Origin of the sequence: Streptomyces lomondensis, assembly GCF_014651035.1 — a bacterium.
GTDB classification, from domain to species: domain Bacteria; phylum Actinomycetota; class Actinomycetes; order Streptomycetales; family Streptomycetaceae; genus Streptomyces; species Streptomyces lomondensis.
Genome location: NZ_BMWC01000004.1, coordinates 343,498 through 364,790, shown reverse-complemented (window position 1 = coordinate 364,790; position 21,293 = coordinate 343,498). Strand labels below are relative to the sequence as shown.

Here is a 21,293-nt window from a genome sequence, read left to right as displayed (position 1 = left end):
TCCTCACCTGCCCCCGTCGCTCCCATGCGCCTCAGTTCTCCGTGTCCTCGCCGCTGTCCGCGTTCCTGGCCGTCTGCTGGGACCGTGCGGACTTCGCGGGCTTGGCGGCCGTCTTCTTCGCGGTCCTGGCCGGCTGCGCGGACTTGCGGCCCCGGGCCGTCTTCGCGGGCGCCTTCGCCTCGGTCCTGGCCACGGCTTTCGTCTGGCCGTCGGCGGAGTCCGCGGCCTCCCGCGCGGGAACGACGGCCTCCTGCGCGGGCACGACGGCCTCCCGCGCGGGCCCGGCCGGCTCACCCGGAGCGGCGCCCGGGGACGGCGCCCCCGGCGCCCCGAACGGCAGCACCCGTACCTCCGGCCGTTCCACCGGCTTCCCCGGCACCGGCGTCGCGCGGCCGTCGATGAAGACCAGCGCGGCCTGGTAGACGACCGACAGCGTGTACGGCGTCTGGTGCAGCATCCCCCACAGCTTGGACGTCTCGTCGATGTCCATCACCGTCGGCGTGAACCGCACCCGCTGCACCGCCCCGGCCAGGTCGCTCCCGCTCAAGTGCGGGCGCTGACCGGCGAGTTCGATGATGTCCTTGGGCAGCACGGGTATCTCGTGCAGGGTCCGCACCACCGAGCCGATCAGCCGCTGCCCGACCAGTTCGGCCTCCTCGCCGTACGCGCTGATCAGGTAGTGCAGGTCGAGCGCGGCGGCCGGCCGCCGGACCAGCGTGCCGTCGGACGCCCGGGTCGGCAGGTCGTTGTTGCGCTGCGAGGTGTTGGGCGTGACCTGATACAGGAACACGGTGATGGTCGGATCCGCCGGCGGGTCGGCCGGCGGCTTGCGCGGCTCGACCTTGACCGCTATGTCGATGTCCGGCGGCAGGTTGTCCTCGATCAGCAGGGCGAGGGCCTGGGTGACGTGGGCGAGGGCAAGTGCGTTGCTCATGGCGTCAGTTCCTCGGTCCCTCTCCTCGTCCTGGTCCTTCTCGTCGTACGCGTGGTCCCGGTCCTTCTCGACGTACGCGTGCTTCTCGGCCGCGGTTCACTCGCGCCCCCTGGCCAGGTAGTCCGCGAGGCTGACCGTGGGCCGGGGACGCTCCGCCTCCCGTGACCGGGTCCTGCCGCCACCGCCCTGGGGCGCCCCGCCGGCCGTGACCTCCAGCCGCCCGATCTGCACCTGCACCACCTGCTCGGTCCGGCGCCCGGGGCGCCGGACCGCCGCCTGCCGTGCGGCGTCCCGGGCGGCCGCCGTGTCCGCCGCGCTGGGGAGCAGCGGGGCGGACACGGCGGCGGGGGGAGCGGCGTCCGTGCCAGGGGGGGTCGGCACGGACGCCGCGTTCACGGGGGCCGCCCGCTCGGTACGGCCCCGGCCCGCCGCGCGGCGCGCGGAGTCGGGCACCGGCCGCAGCGCGGGGCCGGTCGCCGCGACGGGACGCAGCAGCGGCCCCTCGGTCTCGGCCGGCCGGGCCGGACGCACGGCCGGGTCGTGGGGCGCCGGCGCCTGCTCGGTCCGTACGACCGTCCGCTCCCGTTCCGTACGGACGACCTCGCGGGCCGCCGGGCGGGCCGGATCCGGCCGGGGCCCGGTGGCCGGGGCGGCGACGGGCCACAGTGGCTCGGTGCCGTCCGGGCCGGGTGCGCCGGCCCGGACCGCCTCGATCCGTTCGAACGGCCCGGCCAGCCGCGGCCGTACCCGCACCACTCCGGGGCGCCGCGCGGCGGGCGCCGCGTGCCGGGCGAGCAACCGGTCGAGGAAGTCGGGCTCGGGCCGCCCGTCCGCGGTGGACTCAGACATCCGCACACAGCTCCAGGTAGTAGCGGCGCCGCAGCGGGCTGAGCGCCAGGATCTCCGGCTCGCTCCAGCCGTAGGCGGTGGCGAGCAGATGGACGTCGAGCAGGAGGTCCCGGGCCCAGGCGTCCAGTTCGGTCCACAGGTAGGAGGCGATGTCCAGCTCGGCCCGGGTCGCCTCCCCGCACTCGGGGCAGGCGACGTTGAGCGTGACGTCGGCGCCCGGGTCCGCGGCCTGGGCTGCCTCGGCGATCCGCCGCTGCACGGCGGCGGGCAGCGCGTCCGCGGACACGGACCGCCCGTCGCGCACGGCGGTGACCACGCACCGCGCGAGCAGCGCCCGGCGCGGGTCGGCGTCCCGGGCCGCCGCCGTCAGGTCGGCGACGCCGGGCACCCGGAACTCGACCTCCCAGCCGTCCTCGGCGACCCGCACCAGCGGCTCGCCCCGGTCGGCCAGGGTGCGGGCGAACTCCCCGGCGTCCAGCTCGAACTCCATGTCCGCGCCGCACGCCCGGCACTCCAGGCGCACCTGCATCCGCTCGCCGAACAGGGCCCGGCGCAGCGCGAACAGATCCGCCTCCCGCTCCCCCACCGGCAGCGCCAGCAGGGCCTGCGGGTCGCCTCCCAGGTCCGGCCGGGCGGCCCCGTGCAACAGCAGGGCACGCCCGGCCGGGGCCTGGGCCAGCCCGGTCTCCCAGGTGGCCAGGAACTCGGCCGCCTGTGTGATGGCCATGCCTCCCCCAGTGCCTGTGTCTCAGCAGCTTCAGTACGTGCCCGAAGGGGCGCGGGGAACTGCGCGACAAGCCACGACGAACCCGCAGACGAAAAACGACCCTCTACGCCGGGTTGAGGAACGAGGGCTCCTCCGGCTCCGGCACCTCGTAGTCCCGCTCCCAGCCCTCGCACTCGAGCTTCAGCGACTGGATGGCCACCGCGTTGGCGTTGGCGTCCAGTTCGCCGAGAGCCTGGTACTCGCTGGGCCAGGTCCGGTACAGCTTGTGCGAGACGGCGACCTGGCCGGCCTCGTTGAGGACCTGGATCACGATGTCCTTGCGGAAGTCCGCGAGGGACACCTCCGAGCCGAGGCCCGCGCCGACCTGCCAGACCTTGTTGGCCCAGCGGTCGAACTCGGGGTCGTGCGTGACGCCGCGCTCCAGGGTGATGCCCTCGAACTCGGAGCGGCCCGGCGACTTGCGCGGGGACGAGGGGTCGCCACCGTGGCGGTGCTTGACGACCTCGGTGGTCCGCTTCAGCGGACTGATCTTGCTGATGCCGGCGACCGTCCGACCGTCCCACAGCACCAGGAACTTGAAGTTCTTGTACGGGTCGAAGCGATGGGCGTTGACCGTGAACTCTGCCATCGAAATGTCCTCAGGGATTCCTTGGTGCGTTCCTTAGAGCGCGAACTGCCCGGACGTCTGCTGGATCTTGACGACGACGAACTCGGCCGGCCGGACCGGCGCGATGCCCACCAGGACGTTGACGATGCCGTTCTCGATGTCCTCGGCGGTCGTGGTGTCGCTGTCGCACTTGACGAAGTAGGCCTCGCGCGGCGTGCCGCCCTTGAAGGCGCCCTGGCGGAAGAGCGTGTGCAGGTACGAGGAGGCGGCGAGGCGGATCTGCTGCCACAGGTTCTCGTCGTTGGGCTCGAACACCACCCACTGCAGGCCGCGCTGCAGGCTCTCCTCGACGTGCAGCGCGAGCCGCCGCACCGGCACGTACTTCCACTCGCTGTCGAGGGCGTCGGAACCCTCCAGCGTGCGAGCACCCCAGACGACCGGGCCGGTCACCGGGAAGGTGCGCAGGCAGTTGACGCCGAGCGGGTTGAGCAGGCCGCTCTCGCGGTCGGTCAGGTCGACGGTGAGCGAGCGCACGCCCGCGAGCCGCGCCTCGGTGCCGGCCGGGGCCTTCCACACGCCGCGCTCGGAGTCCGTACGGGCGATGACGCCCGCGACCGCGCCGGACGGCGGGAAGGAGCGCAGCCGGCCGGTGAGCGGGTCGGTGAGCTGGAGGTGCGGGAAGTACAGACCCGCGTGGTTGCCGCGGACGGCGTCGAACGCGGCGAGCCCGGCGCGGGCGGTGTCCACGCTGACCCAGGTGCTGGGCGCGTCGACGAGCAGGAAGATCCGCCGTTCCTGGCAGAGCCGCTGGGCGGCCGAGACGACGGTGACGGCGTCCTCGGTCTTCTCGTACGCCGCGAGTTCGGGCAGCACCAGCAGGTTGACGTCGGGGACGCCGCGCAGGGCCTGGATGCCGGACTTGTCGGCCTCGGAGCCGATGAGGTCGCGGGGGCCGGGCGCGGCGCCGTCCTCGCCGCCCTCCAGCGGGAAGACGGGCGGGTTGACGGAGGCCTCCAGGCCGAGGTCGTTGGCGCACTCGCCGAGGAAGCGGACGACGTCCTCGGGGTCGGTGGAGCCCGCGACGACCTGGACGCGCCGGCCGAAGGCGGTGACCTCGGCGCCCGCGAAGGCGTGCTTGCCGGGCGCGTCGGGCAGGGCGCGCAGCTTGCGCTCCAGCAGCAGCGCCAGCTCGGCGACGGAGGACGGGGCCTCGCCGTCGCAGTCGGGGTCGTAGAGCGTGAACTCCCGCTCGACGTCGCCGATCTTGACGGTGAGGTCGACGGCGAGGTCGGGCAGCTCGTGCCCGAAGGGCTTGGAGACGGTGCCGGACGGGTCCGGGCGGCCCTCGCCGACGACCTCGACGCGGATCAGCCGGGAGCCGGCGTTGACGACCGTCTGCACGTACCGCCCGTGGGAGGGGTCGGTGGACAGGCCGGTGAAGCTCTCGCGGGCCTCGCCCTTGGCGTCGTGGACGCGCAGGTTGAAGGTCTCGTCGGGGCGGGGCGTGTCGTGGTCGACGGCGATGCGCAGGCCGTTGCCCCACACGCCGGGCTCCTTGGCGTGCACGGCGAGGACGCGGCTCTCGCTGTGGCCCTCGGTGGACTCCAGCGTGACGCACGCGGCCTTGCCGCTGCCGGCCTTGGCGACCCGGACGATCACGGCGACGGTGCCGCCGTTGCCGAAGAACTGGTGAACGGCGTAGCCGACGGCGCTCTGGGCGCTCAGGCCCCCGAAGCGGCGCTCGAACTCGGTGAAGCTGGTGACGCGGACCGGCTCGTTCAGCGGACCGCGCCGGGTGTGGCCCACGAACGCGGTCACCGACGTGGTCAGGGTCGAGATGGTGCGGGTGCTGCTGGGAAGCTCTTCGACGTAGACACCGGGATACGTCGGCTTGGCGGCGCTCACTGCACTCATCGGCATTCCCCCTCCTATCCCTGTCTCGGGCACCGGATGAAGGCACCAAGAGACGGTGAGGGAGAGAGACGTTCCGGACGGTGCGCGAGGGCCCACTCACCCCGTCGGCAGTGGTCTCGCGCACTTCATCAGTTCCCCCGTCAGTGCCCACGCTGTCGGTCGCACGGGCCAAGCAGCTCGCTTGTGACTCCTGATGCTCAAGTGCTCAACCCACCTTGCTGCGTCCGGAGTTGAGCGAACAAGACGGGTTCTGGCCAGCACAGAGGAAGGTTTCGTGAAGGCGAACTTCCCCGGATCCGCACATTGCGCCCGCGCGCCCCCTTGGACTGGACCACGCCTCCTGTACGTGGGTGGCCGGGCGCCACCGAGGGCATGCCTGCGAGACCCGCATTTCCGCCGCCGAGGCTCACGCTCCTCGGGTTCTCCGCGAGTCGCACACACACCTCGGTGGCCGATTTCGACGGGGCACCATGGACGGGCATGGACGGTCATGGACGCGCACGGAGTTGACCGATGCCTTACGGGCCGCACCGTCGAGTGCCCCCTTTCGACCGGGACATGCCCGACGTAAACGCCAGACCGCGCCACCCCTTCCAGCGCGTAGAAATATCTACGAGCATGGCCAGTGCCGGGTGGCACGCGGAGACCTCGCGGGTCACCGGTCCGTGTCCCGCGCGCGCCCTCGCGGCGCCGCCGACTGCGCCTGGGGTGGCCATGCAGAGCGTCATGTGGAAGCAAGCCGTCGAGTGGCTCGCCGCGGCCGCCACGGACCCCCAGGAGTGCAAGCGGGAGTGGGACCACGGCACCGGGACGGTGCTCGTGGAGGCCGGGCGCTACTGGGACGTGCTCAGCGTCCCCGACCGGCTCGGCCTGCTCGCCCTGGACATCCTGTGGCGCGACCCGCTGAAGGTGCCCGGCCCCACCCTGGTGGACAGCGCCGCACGCAGAGTGGGGTTCTTCCTGCCACCCGATCCGGTCAGCGAGTGGATCGGCTTCGGGGTCCGGCACGTCGGCCGGGGCTCCTGGGTCGCCGTGCCGCCGCCGTACCGGCCCGCCGGACGCCTGGAGTGGCTCGTCCCGCCGGACGGCATGGGCACCCTGCATCGGCCCGGCACGCTCGAGACGGCCCTGCGGGAGGCCACCGGCACCCTCGCCGTGCTGGCACCCGTCAGCGCGGAGCCTGTGGTGCCGGACGGGGCGTGGTGAGGCGGGGGCCGGAAGAGACGACCGGGCCCATGTGCCGGCCGGCGGTCCACGAGGTGACGGCGGTCCAGGTCTCGCTCTCGGCCGGCGCGGCGAAGGAGACCCACTGGCCGTCGCGGTGCTCCGGGACGGTGTGGCCCCGTGCCTCCCACTCGGCGACCAGGGCCGCGTAGATCGGCGGGTGGCCCGCGTATCCGCTGGTGAGTTCGGCGTACGGCCGGGGCGCGGCGTCGGCCACGAGAAGGCGCCGCGCCGTCTCAGTGCTGTCCATGCCAGGGCAACGCGGCGCCGCCCGCCGGTGGTACGCGGCCGGGACCCCGTCCGTCGGGTCGAGTGAACGCGTCACCCGGACGGCGGCATGCGAGCACCGGACAAACATCCAGTCAGGCGGTCGCCCGTTCAGGGCACGACCGGGCCGGTCGCGCGACCGTCCTCCACTCGAACGGAGTTCTCGCCCCGGCGGCGGGAATCCGGCAACACTGCCGACACACCCGGCCGGTCTCCGCTCGCGCTCGCCGTGGAGGGCCATGCTTGGTGACCTCCCGCTACTGGCGCGGCCTATACCGCCTCCTCGTACAGGTCGGCAAGCCGTCGGAGTCAGGTGCGGGTGCGGTTGTTCCGCCGCGGCATGAACGGAATGCCAGACTTTGCCAATGACCAACGCCAAGGACACCGTTCACCAGTTCCTTCTGCAGGTGCGCTCGGGGTTGCACCCTGACCGCGCCAGTCACTTCATGGCCGAGCGGGTCCGGGCCCATCAGGTCGTCTCGGAGGCGCCGGTGGTCGTAGAGCGGACACCACGGCAGTACACCGAGCACGTTGAGGAGATGCTCGACGCATACGGCGCTTTCACCCTGACCGTGGACGAGCTCATCGCCGAAGGAGATCGGGTCTACGCGCGCTGGACCCAGCGCGGGCGACACGTCGGACCGGTAGACCATCATCCACCGACCGGCGCGCAGGTCACGGCGATGACCAGCGCGGTCTATCGCGTCGAGGACGGATTGATCGTCGAGTACTGGATCCAGATCGACCGGCAGGGAATAGCTGCTCAGCTACAGCAAGCGGCTGCCGAGCACTGATGGGTTGCTGCGGGGGCAAGGAGAGGTAGAGGCGGGTGCCTTGGGGTCGGTAACCGGCGCGTGCGTAGACGCGGCGGGATCCCTCTCCGGAGTACTCCAGCCAGACCGACCCGGCTCCGCGGGCAAACATCGCTCCGGTCTAGGCGGGGCGGGTTCCGACGCCGGACAGCTCTGCGGTGTCTTCGGCCGGCGGCGAGCACGACGCGCCGCCGGCGCAGCCGCCCTGCGGGTCGCGGACGAAGCGGACCGCTCCGCCGCGCTGTTGGGTGCGACGCAGGCGGGCCGCACTCATCCACTCGCAGGGCATGGTCGGGCTGAGGGTCTGGACCTGGATGTCCATGGTGGGTGTTGACCTCACGAAATCTCAGCGGGAACCACTGGCGAACTCGGGGAGATGAACATCGGTCCCGACGTCGAGGGACTTGCGAGGTCGGGCTCAGATCCAGGTGTCCAGCCACATCCTGGCCCGCCAATCGGCGTACGGGATCGTCTGCCCGGTGTAGATCGGGAAGAAGTAGATGAAGTTCCAGGCGATGAGCAGCACGAGCGTGCCTGCGGCCACCGCACCCCGTGTGCGGCGTTTCTCGGTCGCCCCCGGGGGACCCAGCAGCGCGCCCAGCATCATCGTCACGGCCAGGCTCAGGTACGGCACGAAGACGACTGCGTAGAAGGAGAAGATCGTGCGGTCCTGGTACAGGAACCAGGGCAGATAACCGGCAGCCACCCCGCACAGGATGGCCCCGGCGCGCCAGTCGCGGCGCAGTGCCCATCGGTAGAGCAGGTACACGAGTGCGCAGCATGCCGACCACCACAGGAGCGGTGTGCCCAGGGCGAGGATCGCCTGTGAGCAGTCTGCCGTCGCGTGGCAGCCGTCCTTGCCGGGTTCCGGCGACCGGTAGTCGAACAGCACGGGGCGGCCGAGGACCAGCCAACTCCACGGGTTGGACTCGTACTTGTGCGGAGTGTGCAGTCCCACGTTGAACTGGTAGACGCCGTACTCGTAGTGCCACAGGCTGCGCAGCGGGGCCGGAATCCACGACCACGTGCCGCCGCGGCCGTCCGCCCAGTGCCGTCCGTAGCCGTTGTCGGACAGGAACCAGCCGGTCCACGTCGCCAGATACGTCAGCACGGTGACCGGGACGAGGGACGACACCGACCAGCCGAGATCTCTGCGCAGCACCGCCCGACAGGGGCGCCGTGCCCCCGCCACGCGGCGGGCGCCGACATCCCACAGCACCGTGAGCACCATGAAGAGGGCGAGGAAATACAGGCCGTTCCATTTGGTCGCGGCCGCCAGTCCCAGGAAGAAGCCGGCGGCGAGCCGCCATGGACGCACTCCCGTCCCGGCGCGGTCGCCGGTGACATGGTCTGGGCGCGTATGGCCGCCCCCGCCGACCGGTAAGGCCGCCGCGAGCCGGGCCCGTGCGTGGTCCCGGTCGATCAGCAGGCATCCGAACGCCGCCAGGACGAAGAACATGACGATGAGGTCGAGCAGGGCGGTGCGGCTCATCACGTAGTGCAGGCCGTCCACCGCCATCAGGGATCCGGCCAGGCAGCCCAGCGCCGTCGAACGGAACAGGCGGCGTCCTGTTCGGCACAGCATCAGCACCGACAGCGTGCCCAGGACCGCCGTCATGAAGCGCCAGCCGAACGGGGTGAGACCGAACATCCACTCGCCAACGGCGATCACCCACTTGCCCATCGGCGGGTGCGCGACGAAGGACCCGGTGTCGGCGAGCGAGATCACCTGAGGGTCCGCCAGGATCTGCGGGTCGGAGATCTTACGGTCCGGCCAGGTGCCCTCGTAGCCGAGCCGCAGCAGGGACCAGGCGTCCTTGGCGTAATACGTCTCGTCGAACACGACCGCCCGCGGGCTGCCCAGGTGCCAGAAGCGCGTCAGGCCGGCAAGGAGCGCCACCAGCAGCGGCCCGCCCCACCCCGACCAGCGTGCCAGTCGGCCCGCCGCTGCCGGTGACAGTCCGAGCGTGCGCCACAGCCGTGAGCCGGGTTCGGGAAACGGCACCGCCAGGCGGTCGCGCGTGGAGGTACGCGGCGGCTCCACGTACCCGAAGCGGCGCAACCGCCGCTCCCAGGAGGTCGGCCGGCGATCCGCCGCCTTCCGCGGCACGTCGGCGAACGCGGTCGCGTTCTCACGGATCACGTGGTCAGCTTTCAACTCGGCGAGAGCAGGGCGAGGCGGGCCGGGTCAGCTGCCCGGAGGTCGGTGGTGGTCACGCCGGCTCAGGCAGCCCCCGGACATCGGGACCGCTTGCACCTGGCCAAGGCGCTACCTGGTGGTCGAGGGCCGTGTCGGCATGGGGACCGGCTCGGGGGTCGAGGGGCGGTACGGCATCGGCACCGGCCGGGTGGTCGACGTGCAGGTCGGCATCGGCATCCCAGCGGCAGTGGGGGCGGGACGGGCCGTCGACGGCATCGGCGCCGGTTGGGTGGTGGACGTGCAGGTGAGCCTCGGCACCCCCGAGGCAGTGGAGGCGGGACGGGCCGTCGACGGCGTCGGGACCGAATCGGCAGAGGTGGCGGGGCGGTGCTGAGGGCCAGGGGGCCCGCCCTGAGCGAAAGAGCTCGGCAGGACCGTCAGTCCGACGGCGAGTCCGGCAAGGGTCAGCACGGATCCGGTGGCCAGCCAGGCGGTCCGGGCCCGCTGCCGGGCGCGCACGCCGGCGTGCAGTCGGCGTCGGTGCCGGTCCTCGTAGGGCGTGTCCTCCTGGCTGTCACGCATCATCCGTGCCAGCTCCTGCTCGAAGTGATCCATGGCTCCTTCTTCACTCCACCGGCTCTGTCGCCTCAGCCAGAAGCTGCCGCAACCGCGCAACGCCGCGTGCCGTGAGTGAACGGGCGGTACCCACCGGACACCCCAGCGCCTCCGCGACGTGCCGCTCGGGCAGGTCCTGGTAGTAGCGCAGCACCACAGCGGCCCGCTGCCGCGCCGGCAGCAACGCCAACATGGCCTCCAACCGGGTCCGTTCGTCCACGGCGGCGGTCTCGTCTCCCGCCTCGGGCGGGTCGGGCAGCTGGTCCACGGGGTGCTCGCCCCACCAGCGACGCCGTGCCGAGCGAGCCGCGGCCCGGGCCAAGACCCTGCGCACATACGCCTCGGGCGCCTGCTCGGCCACCCTCGGCCAGGCGAACCACAACTTGACCAGTGCCTCCTGCAGCAGATCCTCGGCCCGGTGCCGGTCCCCACCGGTGAGCAGCCGCGCCAGGTGAAGCAACGCCGACCACCGAGCCGCCACGAACCGGTCGAACGCTTCGGCCCGCAACTCCCCCATCAGCGTCGTCCCTTACCTCGACACGCCCCTACACCTTCACTAAAGGCGCTGGCCCCCGCCCCGCTATGCACCCCTGACATGTGTCCTGGCTCACACATGCACCGTGACAGTGCCCGCGCCTGCGCGGCTGTCGGAGCGTCACTGGCACCGTGCGCTTGATCGTCCGTCAGCGCGGAGGCAGCGGTATGAGGTCGTCATATCCGCCACGAGCCCAGACCTCCCTCTGGAACCGGGCGGGCGACATGAAGGCCGCTTCCTCTTCGCGGCGCCAGACCACATCGCATCGGTAGCAGTACCAGGCGTCCCTCCAGAGGGGATACGCGCGGGCCACGCCTGCGCGTATCTGCGCACGGTCCCGTCGTCTCCGCAGACCGACGAGCATGAGTACGAGGGCATCGCAGCCTGCCAGCACCAGCCAGATGACCGGCCCGAAGAGGGCGAAGAAGGCGAACCAGGGCAGCGTCGCGGCAGCCACGATCATGATGCCCGGTGACCCGGGAGGCTCAGGAGCGAGCGCGAGCCGCCGGGCGAGGGAGGAGTACGCCGCGCCGCCGTCCTGCCGCTGCTCACGCGGTATCCGTCCCTCGTTCGACGATGCGGGGCACGGAGTGCACCCAGTCGCCCCGACAGCGCGGGCACAGCGGCGCCCTGAACCCCCGTTGACGGGCCGACGGATCAGGACCCATCCTTCGCCTCCCCGCATCGGCGCACGTGGCCTGCCCGGCTCTCAGGGCTCCTGGCCCTGCTCACATCCGGGCGGTTGTGGAGGGAACTTCCCGGCGAGAACTCGCCGTAACCAGACCTCGAGCCATGCGCGAGGCAGATACGGCGAACGTTGTAGGCGTCATGCGCACGAGTGCACGGAGGCCGATGTCGGGGCCCTGCTCTTCGCCCGCTCGCCCACCGGCGTCGCGCTCACTTCGGTGGGCACGGTGCTGTTCGACGCGGCCCGGGCTCTGCTCGACCATGCCGACCGCGTCCGTGTACGCGTCAGCGCGGCAGCCGGCGTCGCGACCCTCACCGTCGGCATCCTGGGCGACGGCACCGACCCGGGAGTGTCCAGGCTGGCCGCCGCTTACCACCGAAGCCACCCCGGCACCGACATCCGCATCCGCGACACCGACCTGACCGACCCGACGTGCGGGCTGCGCGCCGGACAGGTCGATGACCCGGGCACCGTTCGACGGGACTGCCCTGACGGTGCGTGCGCTGCGAACCGATCCGGTCGGCGTGGTTCTGCGCGCCGACGATCCGCTGGCAAGCCGCACCCGGCTGCGGCTTGCCGAGCTGAGCGACCGCCGTTGGTTCCAGTTTCCCGCAGGGCACTGACCCCGTCTGGCAGTCGTACTGGAACGGCGGCAGGCCGCGCGAGGGCCCAGTCGTGCGCGCCGTCCAGGAATGCTTGCAGGCCGTGCTGTGGAACGGCACGATCGGCCTGGCCCCGCTCGGACACGACCTGCCCGGCGAGTTGGCCGTGGTACCGCTGATCGACATGGCGCCGAGCCGAGTCGTCGCGGTGTGGAACGAAGGTGACACCAACCCGTTGATCCGATCCTTCGTCGAGATCGCGACAGCCGCGTACCGCCACTGAGCACCGGCAACCGGCGCTCCCACTTCCCGCTGAACGCCGCGCTGCTTGCCTACTGTCCCGCCGCGACCGGCCGGCCCGGCCTCACTTCAGGTGTCGGTCCAGGAACCGGCACCCGTCCTCCAGCTCGAACCACGGGGTGCCGGTGTACCCTCCCAGGTTGGCGTGCAGCGTCTTCTCCTTGCTGCCGAAGGCGTCGAACAGGTCCAGGGCCCGTTGCCGGGGGTTCCCTTCGTCGTCCCACTGCAGCAGGAACAGCAGCGGAATGGTGACCTGCCGGGCCTCCTCGCGCTGGGCACGGGGCACGTACCCCCCGGCGAAGAAGCCTGCGGCCGCGATGCGGGGCTCGACCACCGCCAGCCGAATGCCGAGGGCGGTCCACCCCCCGGAGTACCCGACCGGGCCGCCGATCCCGGGCAGCTCGAGGAGGGCGTCCAGAGTGGTCTGCCATTCCGGGACCGCGTTCTCGACCAGCGGGCCGATGAGGGCCTCGAAGATCTCGTCGACCGGTTCGCCGGCCTGCATCGCCCGCCGGAGGTCGGCGCGGGCCTGCTCGTCGGCGGCGGAACGGGGGCGGTCACCGCACCCGGCGGCGTCGATGGTGGCCACCGCGTAGCCGCGCGCCGCGGTGTACCGGGCCCGGGCCACCAGCCGGGGTTCCGCCTTGGGCAGACCGTTGTTGTGGGCCATCAGGACCAGCGGGGCCGGGGCGGATCCAGGCGTCCACAGGGTGCCGGGGATCTCGCCGAGGGTGAATTCGCGCTCGAGGACGCCGTCGTCGAGGCGCTGTTCAGAAGTGAAGTGCACTGTCGTGCCTTTCGGGAGGGCTCGTGAACGGCGCTCCCGGACGACCTATCGCCCGACCGCGACCCCGGAGGGGAGCACCCATGTCGATACTGCGTTCACGGGTACCACCTCCTCGTTCTCTCGCACGGCCTCCGGGAGATTAGCAACGGTCGCCGTGGTCCGCCAACGGGTTTGAGTGGAGGCTCCATGTCGGGATGCGGCCTCACCACACAGGACTTGTTCTGCACTGGAGGTACATCAACTGCGCGGTGCCACTGTGCCCCCTGCCCCTCCGGCCCGACCGGACGGGCCGCGCCCGGGACGGTCCCGGGCGCGGTGTCGCGGTTCTAGCGGCGGTCGTTTCCGATGGTGACCGTGCCCTTCGTTCTGGTGCCGGTCCTGTTGTCGTAGAGGACCTCGCCGGTGGACTTCTTCCAGATCTTGATGCGGAAGGTGTCCGGGCCGTCGGTGGCGGTGACTCTGAAGGCGTGGCCGTCCTCGCCGCCCACCGTGCCGGTGCCCTGGTAAACGGCCTGGGAGCCGTTCACCACAAGCCAGTCGGAGCCGGTTGAGCGGAGGGTGAGCCGGGCGGAGCCGAAGACGAACGTGGCCTTGCCGGTGGGGACGTCGGCTCCCTCCCGGTACTGGGCGCTCAGGGTGAACGCCGCCTTGCCGGTCAGCCCCGGCTGGGCCGGGTAGGCACCGGCCGGCGAGGTGATCGTGCCGACGCCGGCAGCGGGGCCGGCGGCGCGGTCGTAGACGATCAGCTCCGGGAGCGTGGTGGTGTCCGTGCCCTCGTCGTCGTCGGTGACCGTGACGACCGGGCGGTGGATGCCCGCGTCGTCGTAGACGTGTGCGACGCGGCAGCCGGAGTCGGTGACCGTGCCGGTCGTCGGCCTGCTGCCGTCCTTCCAGTCGACCTCGCAGGTGTGGTCGTCGGCCGTGCCCGCGTCGACGAAGGCGGCCGTGACGACGGCGGCCTCGCCCGCCGGGACGGGCGAGCCGGGGCCCTTGGCGGATGTGATCGACGGGGCCGTGTTGGAGACCTTGACGGTCGCGGTGTCGGTGCCGCGCCCGCCGGTCAGGGTGACCTCGAAGGTGCCGTCGTCGGTGCAGGTGAGGGTCGTCCGGGCCGCCGCGGGGTCCTTGACGGCGCACGGGGCGCCGTCCTGGACGGTCCACTTGGGGGTGCCGGCCCCGGAGACGGTGCCGGCGAGCGTGATCGCCTCGCCCTCGGAGCCGGTGGCGTCCGGCCCCGCGTGGACGACGGTGACGGGATCGATGCCGCTCAGGGTCGGGACGACCTTCTCGATCATGCCGTTGGAGTCGAACTCCAGCTTGTCGATGGTGGTTTCGCGGTGGGTGCCGTCACCTCCGGGGATGGCGAAGCGGTGGTAGGCGATGTACCAGTCGTCGGTGTTCGGGACGTGCACGACGGAGTGGTGGCCCGGGCCCTTGATGCCCAGGGCCAGGTCCTTCTCCAGGATCACGCCCTGCTTGGTCCAGGGGCCGGTGGGCGAGGGACCGGTCGCGTAGGCGACGCGGTAGTTCTCGTCCCGCGTGTCGTTCTCCGACCACATGAAGTAGTAGGTGCCCTTGCGCTTGATGACGAAGGTGCCCTCGTTGTAGCCGGTCGGGGTGATGTCCTTGACCTTCGAGGTGTCGATGGTGGTCATGTCGTCGCCCAGCGGGACGACGTAGGCTCGGCCGTTGCCCCAGTAGAGGTACTGCTTGCCGTCCTCGTCGGTGAAGACCGCGGGGTCGATCATCTGGCCGCGGAAGTCACCGGCCTTCAGCAGCGGCTTGCCCAGGGCGTCCTTGAACGGTCCGGTGGGTGAGTCGGAGACCGCGACGCCGATGTTCGCGTCGGCGCAGAAGTAGAAGTAGTACTTCCCGTCCTTCTCGGTCATCGCCGGTGCCCAGGCCCGGCTGTCCGCCCAGCTGACGTCCGGCCCCAGGTCGAGGATGACGCCGTGGTCCTTCCAGTGGACCAGGTCCGTGGAGGAGTAGGCCTTGAACTGCGTGCCGCTCCAGCCCTCGAAGCCGTCGGTCGTCGGGTAGAGGTAGAAGGTGTCGCCGAAGCGCACGATGTTCGGGTCGGCGTTCAGACCCGGCAGGACCGGTGTCCTCATGATCAGTGCCGACACGGTCCAGGTGCGCTTCTTGCCGTCGGATCCGGTCACCTCGTAGGTCACGGGCTTGGTGAAGTCCTGCACGCTGCCGGAGGCGGGGCTGATCGAGGCGCCGTGGGCGAGGGTGAACTCCGGTGCCAGCGCGGTGATGTCCGTGCCCGCCTTCAGCGGCAGCGTGATCCGGCTGCCGGCGTCGTCGATCAGTGCGTCGACCTTCAGCGCCGGGTGCGTCGCCTCGGCGATGCCCGTCGTGTTGCCGCTGAGCTCCTGGACCTCCGCGGCTGACAGGGCCCGGTCGTAGACGCGGAAGTCGTCGACCTCGCCGCCGAAGTACGGGTCCGCCCCGTACAGCGACCTGCCGATGTAGCCGCTGTAGTCCTTGTTCGCGTCGTACAGGTCGGACGGCTTGATGCCGACGCCGGTCGCGCGGGCCGCCTCGAAGCCTTCGACGTACAGGACCATCGTGCCGGTCGACCCGTCGAGGGTCACGGTGACGTGCCGCCACTCCCCCGGCGTGAGCTGCGAGCCGGCCGTCATTTTGGACTCGCCTTGCCAACTCGCCTTCGTGATGGCCGAGTACAGCTTGGAGCCGCCGTTGGACGGGGTGGCGAAGAGATACTTGTTGCTGTCCGGGCCGAGCCCGAACAGCCACTGGAAGCCGTCGCCGCCCTTCCACTTGGCGTACGTCGACACGGTCACGCTGTCGGTGTCCTTCAGCACGCCGTTCGGGATCTTCACGTACGGAGAGGCGGTGGAGCTGCTGGAGCCGCCGGACATCTTGAACGAGCCGCCGTGCACGCCGCTGCCGAAGTCGGGGGTGCGGACGTACGTGCCGTGGCGGCCGTGCCCGCTGGAGTCACGGGCGATGCTGCCGCTCGTCTCGTCGAAGTCGTAGTGCAGGAGCAGGTCGGCCGGGACGTCGGAGACCTCCTGCGACACGGTGACCTCGGCCCGGACCGCAGCCGCGGCGCCGTTCGGCAGGCTGCCGGTCACGGTGAAGGTGCCGGGCTGTGCGTACGACGCCGCCGGTACGTCCGCCCAGTCGACGGAGACCGGCCGCCTGACGCCGTCGGCGTACTCGGCGACGACCGTGGCCGGCAGGACCGGGGCGACGCCGACCCGGGTCTTCACCGTCACGTCCTCGACGTTCGTCACGAGCTGGTCGGGCTGGTAGGCGCGCAGCAGCCGGTCGTACTCGGCCTGGGTGACCGGCAGCACGGTGCCGTGGCGGGGCTTGGCGGGCAGGTCGTAGCCGGTGGACGGGGTCCAGGTGCCGGAGTCGAGGTCGGTCGTCTCGAACGGGATGTAGCCGCGTCCGCCGAACTCGTCGAGGAACGCGTACCACTTCTCCTCGGTGTTGGACTTGAACACCAGCGGTCCCTCGGCGGCGTTCATCGCGCCCTTGCCGATGCCCTCGGCGACCGGGGTCCAGGACGGGTTCAGGATCGAGTCGCTCTTCTCCTGGAAGATGAACTTGCTGTTGGGGGTAGAGGACGTGTTGTTCCGCTCGTCCTTGGACAGGCGGTGGTACGTCCCGTCGTGCCGGATCATCGTGGAGTCGATGACCGAGTAGCCGCGGTCGATCCAGACCTTGGGTTCGCTGAAGGTGTGGAAGTCGCGGGTGGTGGCGTACATCATGCGGTTGTACGTGTCGCCGGAGTGGTCGGCGTTGTCGTACAGCTTCGACGCCCAGAAGACGACGTACTCACCGCGCTCGGCGTCGTAGAACGCCTCCGGCGCCCAGGTGTTGCCCGCGCTGTCGGGTGAGACCTTGACCAGGCGCTGGTTCGTCCAGTGGACCAGGTCGGTGGACTCCCAGACCATGATGGACTTGCTGCCGGTGCGCTGGGAGGCGTCCCAGTCGCCGTTGCCGTAGATCCTGAGGTCGGTGGCGATCTGGTAGAACTTGTCGCCCTCCGGGGAGCGGATGATGAACGGGTCGCGCAGGCCCTTCTCGCCGAGCGTGGAGGTGAGCACCGGCTTGCCGTCGTTCAGTTCGCGCCAGTGCAGCGGGTCGTTGCCCTTGCTGAGGGCGGCGTAGAGCTGTTCGCCGTCCGAGGTGCCCTCGCCGGTGAAGTAGCTGAACATGTAGCCCTTGAGGGCCTGCTTCGCGGGCAGTTCGGGCACCTTGGCCGTCATGACGCGGGTCGCCTTGGCCTCGCCTTTGGCGACGGTGGCGGTCAGGTCGACGGTGGTGGCGCCGTCGCCGTGCGCGGGGCGGTGGACCTCGCCGTCGGCGGAGACGACGTCCGGCTTCGCGGAGGACCAGGTCACGGTCGTGCCGAAGGCGCCGCTCCTGGGCAGGGTGAGGTTGCCGCGCGCGTCGTCGAGGTTGTGGACCGTGAGCGCCTCGGCGGCCTGCCGGGTGGCCGCGTCGTCGTCGAGCGCGGGCCGGACCGTGACGTCGAAGGTCTTGGTGCCGGTCACGGTGCCCTTCTTCAGGGTCGCCGTGAGCGTGGCACGGCCGTCCGGTGAGCCGGCCGCGGGGCGGGTCACCTTGCCGGTGTCCGACACCACGGACGGGTTGTCGCTGTCCCAGGTGATGGAGGAGCCGCCGGCCGGGCCCGTCCTCGGCAGGTCCAGGTCGGAGGTGACGCCGCTGGTGTCACCGAGACTCAGGGCCTCCTTGTCGTCGGCGACACCCTGCGTGGCGACGGGGAGGGAGAGCTGCTCGACCTCCGAGCCGGCCAGTGCCCGGTCGTAGACACGGAAGTCGCGTATCCGGCCCTTGAAGAGCTTGTCGCCGTCGTAGACGGACTTGCCGATGTAGTTGGCCTTGGTGGTGCCGGAGCCGATGGCACCGGGCGTGATGGTGACCGACGTGTTGCGGCCGACCTCGACGCCGTCCTCGTAGAGCACGCCGGTAGAGCCGGTCTGGGCGTAGGTGATGTGCTTCCACACCCCGCGGGTCAGGTTGTGGGAGTCGGACGGCTTGGTGGTCTGCTCGGTCGACCAGTTGCCCGTCGCGACGGAGGTGCGGAAGGAGTTGCCGGTGGTGAACAGGTAGCCGTTGCCGTTGCCCGCGCTCGTGTTGCCGAAGCCGTAGAGGAAGTAGGGCGTGCTCTGGGCGGAGTCGATCAGTACGTCCATGGAGACGGTGATCGAGTCCATGCCCTTCATGACATCGTCCGGCACCTTGATGTAGGTGTCCGACCCGTTGAAGGCGAGCCCCTGACCGGAGGCCGACCAGTCAGCGGTGCCGCTGACCGTGCCGTTGCGGCCGTTGCCGGAGGCGTCGGTCACGGTGCTGCCGGAGCCCGCGTCGAGCTTGTACCACAGGGCCAGGCCGTCGGTGATGTCCGAGGCTTCGGCCGCCGGTGCCGGCTGCGCGGAGGCGGTGGGCCCGGCGAGGGTGAGCAGCATCGACGCGGCGGTCAGTCCGGCGAGATGGCCCGCCCGACGTCTCGCGCGGCTGCGAGGTCGTGCGACGTGCGTCATGTCGAGGTCCCCTGCTGAGGCATGGCTGATGGCGGGCAAGGCGGAGCGCGAACGAGGAGCCGACGGGGCGACGGCAACGTCCTTGCCGTGGCCCTGCCGTGACACGCAGGTGACGTGTGTGGCGAGAGTCTCAGTCGACGCCGGGGGCAGCGTCAATAGGTTCCGAACAATGTCCGACAGGTCGAACAATGATGGCGTGGTGTTCGCGATACCGACGTACCCGAACTCGACCACCGGCGACGATTTCCTCCCGAGCCTCGTACTCGGCTGCGGCCTCGGGGCAGTACTCATGGGGTGCTGGCAGGGCTGGCTGTCCCTGACACGCGTCGGTGAGGCGTTCGAGCTGTACGTGGACGGTCCTCGTCACCGGCCTTGTCGAGGGAGCCGCGCAGCTCGCGATGGCCGTTCGCGAGGCGGTCGAGAAGGAAAACCGACCGGAACCGAACTGAGCTGCGGACGTCAGGAAGACGTGCGGCCGGACTTCCGCCGCGGCACGCTCAGAGCTGCTGGGCGCTGGTGCCCCGCAGCCGCCCCCGGGTGTCCAGCAGCAGGGGCGCGTGCTCGGGCAGTCGGTCCAGTGGGACGGTGTCGTGGTCCTGCACCAGGATCGTGAGGGCCGCTTCCGCGGCGGCGGTCAGGGCGTCGGCGGCCCGGTCCACCGGTTCGCCGTCCGGGGCCCAGGCCGCGACGAGCGGATCGTGATAGGCGACATGGGCGCCGCGCTGCCGCAGGAGGCGGACGAGGGCGGCGGCCGGGGTGGCGCGAAGGTCCGGGCTGTTGCGCTTGTAGGTCACTCCGACCAGCAGCACCCGCGCGTCCCGCAGGCTCCTCCCCCGCTCCCGCAGCAGGTGCTCGGCACGCCGCACGACGTGCGCCGGCATCCCGGCGTTGACCTCCTGCGCGAGTTCGACCAGCCGCAGCGGGGTTCCTGCGGTGCGCGCCCAGTGCGTGAGGTAGACGGGGTCGACCGGAATGCAGTGCCCGCCGACCCCCGGTCCGGGCCGGAACCCCTGGAAGCCGAAGGGCTTCGTGCGCGCGCAGTCGAGAGCGTCCCACACGTCGACTCCCCATGCCCGGGCGGCGACGGCGAGTTCGTTGACGAGGGCGATGTTCACGCTGCGATAGGTGTTCTCCAGGAGTTTCGCCAGTTCGGCCTCCCGTGCGGAGCCCGCCTCCACGACCCGGTCGCACAGGTGCCGGAAGAAGTCGGCCGCGGCCGCCGTGCACCGTCGGGTGCAACCGCCCACGACGCGCGGGGTGTTGCGCACACCGAAGGTGCCGTTGCCCGGGTCGATGCGCTCCGGCGAGAAGGCGAGGGCGAAGTCCGTGCCGGCGCTGAGTCCGGAAGCCTGCTCCACGATCCCTCGGACGACGTCGTCCGTGGTGCCGGGGAAGGAGGTGGACTCCAGGACCACGAGGGTGCCCGGCTTGAGGCGGTCCCCGACACCGGAGGCGGCGCGTCGCACGTGGGACAGGTCGGGACAGCCCGTGGCGTCCAGGGGTGTGGGGACGCAGATCACGGCCACCGAGGCCTCCGCCAGGGGGCTCTCGTCGGTGGCGGCCCGGAAACCGGCGTCCAGCATGGCGGCCAGATCGGCGTCGGTGACGTCGGGGACGTGCGAGCGGCCCGAGTTGAGGGCCGCGGTGACGGACGGGTTCTCGTCGATCCCCGTGACCCGCATGCCGGCGCGGCACGCCTCCCGGGCCAGCGGGAGACCGGTGTAGCCGAGTCCGATGACAGCAACGCTGTTCATGTCGCTCCCTGGATGCGATGCCGGATGTCGGTGAGGAGGGGCCACAGCACCCCGGTGAGGGCCGCGGTGGCGCCCGCCCCGGGGAGGGCGGACCGCTCCCCTATCGCACGCGTTCGCAGGCGATGAGCAGGTAGTCGAGGCTCTTCTCCCGGTAGCCCGCCAGGAACGGCACCTCGACGCCGGTGCGCAGCCCGGAGCGGTTGCGCAGGTCCCAGTAGGGGATGGCCTCGTCGGTGTGGCGCGTCACCCGGTAGGGCACGAGGCCGTTGGCGGCGAGCGCCTCGAAGTAGGTGCTGCGCTTGTGCATCCTGGACACGTAGTGCTCGTCGATGCGGCGCGAGGCGGACGAGCGGGCGTCGACGGAGTCGTTGCGGCACCACGTCACCACCACATAGCGTCCGCCCGGCCGCAGCACCCGGGCGAACTCCCGGAACAGGTCGTGGAGGTCGGCGTACATCGTCGTCTCGTTGCTGACGACGAAGTCGAAGGTCTCGTCCGCGAAGGGCGGTTCCAGCATGTTGGCGAGGTGGAAGCGCACCCGGTCGTCCCAGCCGCGCTCCTTGGCCACCCGCTCGGCGAAGTCGATGTGGTGCGCACAGAAGTTGACGCCGTCCATCCGGCAGCCGAACCGCTGGGTGATCATGAAGGAGGTGCCGCCGCGCCCTGAGCCGGCGTCCATGCCGCGCGCGTCGGCGGGAACGGCGCCGAGCGCGTCGAGGATGAGTTCGGTCTCCGCGTTCTCCATGCGGTGCAGTTCCCGGAGGATCAGCGCGTCCCGGTGCTCGGGGGGTGCGGTGAGGACGCCGGGGTCGTAGTCGCCGACGCCGTAGTGGTGGTGGTAGAGGCCGTCCTCCGCGCCCAGCAGCAGGTTGATGTCGTCCGTCGTCTTGGTGTCCCAGTAGCTTTTCAGCAGGCGCTCGTAGTCACTGCGCACCACGGCGTGCTGTTCTCCGGTCGTACTCGTCATGGGGCAGACCCTTCGTGTGGTG

General features: G+C 71.1%; 16 protein-coding genes and 2 pseudogenes. 4 read left to right on the top strand and 14 right to left on the bottom strand.

What is annotated here, in order from left to right; genetic code table 11:
• Nucleotides 1-31: 31 nt before the first annotated feature.
• From IE255_RS16815 to IE255_RS16795, 5 genes are all read right to left on the bottom strand, one after another.
• Entirely contained in the window at nt 32-934 is a 903-nt protein-coding gene (locus IE255_RS16815; RefSeq protein WP_190051070.1) for a Pvc16 family protein, read from the bottom strand.
• 96 nt (nt 935-1,030) lie between these two features.
• Entirely contained in the window at nt 1,031-1,783 is a 753-nt protein-coding gene (locus IE255_RS39915; protein WP_190051069.1) for a hypothetical protein, read from the bottom strand.
• Nucleotides 1,776-2,510: a T4 family baseplate hub assembly chaperone gene (locus tag IE255_RS16805; RefSeq protein ID WP_190051068.1), complete on the bottom strand. Its 735-nt coding sequence runs from the start codon at nt 2,508-2,510 to the stop codon at nt 1,776-1,778. Before IE255_RS16805 ends, IE255_RS39915 begins: the two co-directional genes overlap by 8 nt.
• A 103-nt stretch (nt 2,511-2,613) precedes the next feature.
• Nucleotides 2,614-3,138, bottom strand: a complete 525-nt coding sequence (locus IE255_RS16800) for a phage tail protein (RefSeq protein WP_190051067.1) — start codon at nt 3,136-3,138, stop codon at nt 2,614-2,616.
• Between the two features lie 33 nt (nt 3,139-3,171).
• The gene (locus tag IE255_RS16795; RefSeq protein WP_190051066.1) at nt 3,172-5,037 is read right to left on the bottom strand and encodes a phage tail sheath subtilisin-like domain-containing protein; all 1,866 of its coding nucleotides are present in this window, start codon (nt 5,035-5,037) and stop codon (nt 3,172-3,174) included.
• A 708-nt stretch (nt 5,038-5,745) separates the two neighbouring features.
• Between IE255_RS16795 and IE255_RS16790 the strand changes: the two genes are divergently transcribed.
• A complete protein-coding gene (locus IE255_RS16790) occupies nt 5,746-6,237 on the top strand; it encodes a hypothetical protein (protein WP_190051065.1) in 492 nt (163 codons plus the stop codon).
• On the opposite strand, the gene IE255_RS39220 is transcribed toward IE255_RS16790, so the two are convergent.
• Entirely contained in the window at nt 6,200-6,505 is a 306-nt protein-coding gene (locus tag IE255_RS39220) for a hypothetical protein (RefSeq protein WP_229906444.1), read from the bottom strand. The two genes, IE255_RS16790 and IE255_RS39220, sit on opposite strands and share 38 nt — an antisense overlap.
• A 382-nt stretch (nt 6,506-6,887) precedes the next feature.
• Between IE255_RS39220 and IE255_RS16780 the strand changes: the two genes are divergently transcribed.
• A complete protein-coding gene (locus tag IE255_RS16780; RefSeq protein ID WP_190051064.1) occupies nt 6,888-7,316 on the top strand; it encodes an ester cyclase in 429 nt (142 codons plus the stop codon).
• Between the two features lie 7 nt (nt 7,317-7,323).
• Here the strand turns inward: IE255_RS16780 and IE255_RS16775 are convergent.
• Together IE255_RS16775 and IE255_RS16770 are read right to left on the bottom strand one after the other, a co-directional pair.
• Nucleotides 7,324-7,599: pseudogene (locus tag IE255_RS16775) on the bottom strand (GNAT family N-acetyltransferase); the annotation flags it as partial.
• Between the two features lie 153 nt (nt 7,600-7,752).
• Nucleotides 7,753-9,444 carry a dolichyl-phosphate-mannose--protein mannosyltransferase gene (locus IE255_RS16770; protein ID WP_229906467.1) on the bottom strand — a complete coding sequence of 564 codons (1,692 nt, stop codon included), beginning with the start codon at nt 9,442-9,444 and terminating at the stop codon, nt 7,753-7,755.
• Nucleotides 9,445-9,610: 166 nt separating this feature from the next.
• Between IE255_RS16770 and IE255_RS16765 the strand changes: the two genes are divergently transcribed.
• Entirely contained in the window at nt 9,611-9,868 is a 258-nt protein-coding gene (locus IE255_RS16765; protein WP_190051062.1) for a hypothetical protein, read from the top strand.
• Between the two features lie 231 nt (nt 9,869-10,099).
• On the opposite strand, the gene IE255_RS16760 is transcribed toward IE255_RS16765, so the two are convergent.
• Nucleotides 10,100-10,606 carry a SigE family RNA polymerase sigma factor gene (locus IE255_RS16760; protein ID WP_190051061.1) on the bottom strand — a complete coding sequence of 169 codons (507 nt, stop codon included), beginning with the start codon at nt 10,604-10,606 and terminating at the stop codon, nt 10,100-10,102.
• A 166-nt stretch (nt 10,607-10,772) separates the two neighbouring features.
• The gene (locus tag IE255_RS16755) at nt 10,773-11,081 is read right to left on the bottom strand and encodes a hypothetical protein (RefSeq protein WP_190051060.1); all 309 of its coding nucleotides are present in this window, start codon (nt 11,079-11,081) and stop codon (nt 10,773-10,775) included.
• A 406-nt stretch (nt 11,082-11,487) separates the two neighbouring features.
• Between IE255_RS16755 and IE255_RS16750 the strand changes: the two are divergent.
• A pseudogene (locus IE255_RS16750) lies at nt 11,488-12,197 on the top strand (LysR family substrate-binding domain-containing protein).
• Nucleotides 12,198-12,278: 81 nt separating this feature from the next.
• On the opposite strand, the gene IE255_RS16745 reads toward IE255_RS16750, so the two are convergent.
• The 4 genes from IE255_RS16745 to IE255_RS16730 form a co-directional block, all read right to left on the bottom strand.
• The gene (locus IE255_RS16745) at nt 12,279-13,001 is read right to left on the bottom strand and encodes a dienelactone hydrolase family protein (RefSeq protein ID WP_190051059.1); all 723 of its coding nucleotides are present in this window, start codon (nt 12,999-13,001) and stop codon (nt 12,279-12,281) included.
• 326 nt (nt 13,002-13,327) lie between these two features.
• Entirely contained in the window at nt 13,328-18,550 is a 5,223-nt protein-coding gene (locus IE255_RS16740) for a family 43 glycosylhydrolase (protein ID WP_190051058.1), read from the bottom strand.
• 497 nt (nt 18,551-19,047) lie between these two features.
• On the bottom strand, nt 19,048-20,304 hold the full coding sequence (locus IE255_RS16735) for a nucleotide sugar dehydrogenase (protein WP_190051057.1): 1,257 nt from the start codon (nt 20,302-20,304) through the stop codon (nt 19,048-19,050).
• Between the two features lie 100 nt (nt 20,305-20,404).
• Nucleotides 20,405-21,271 (bottom strand): SAM-dependent methyltransferase, encoded by an 867-nt coding sequence (locus IE255_RS16730; protein WP_190051056.1) that lies wholly within the window; start codon nt 21,269-21,271, stop codon nt 20,405-20,407.
• Nucleotides 21,272-21,293 lie beyond the last annotated feature (22 nt).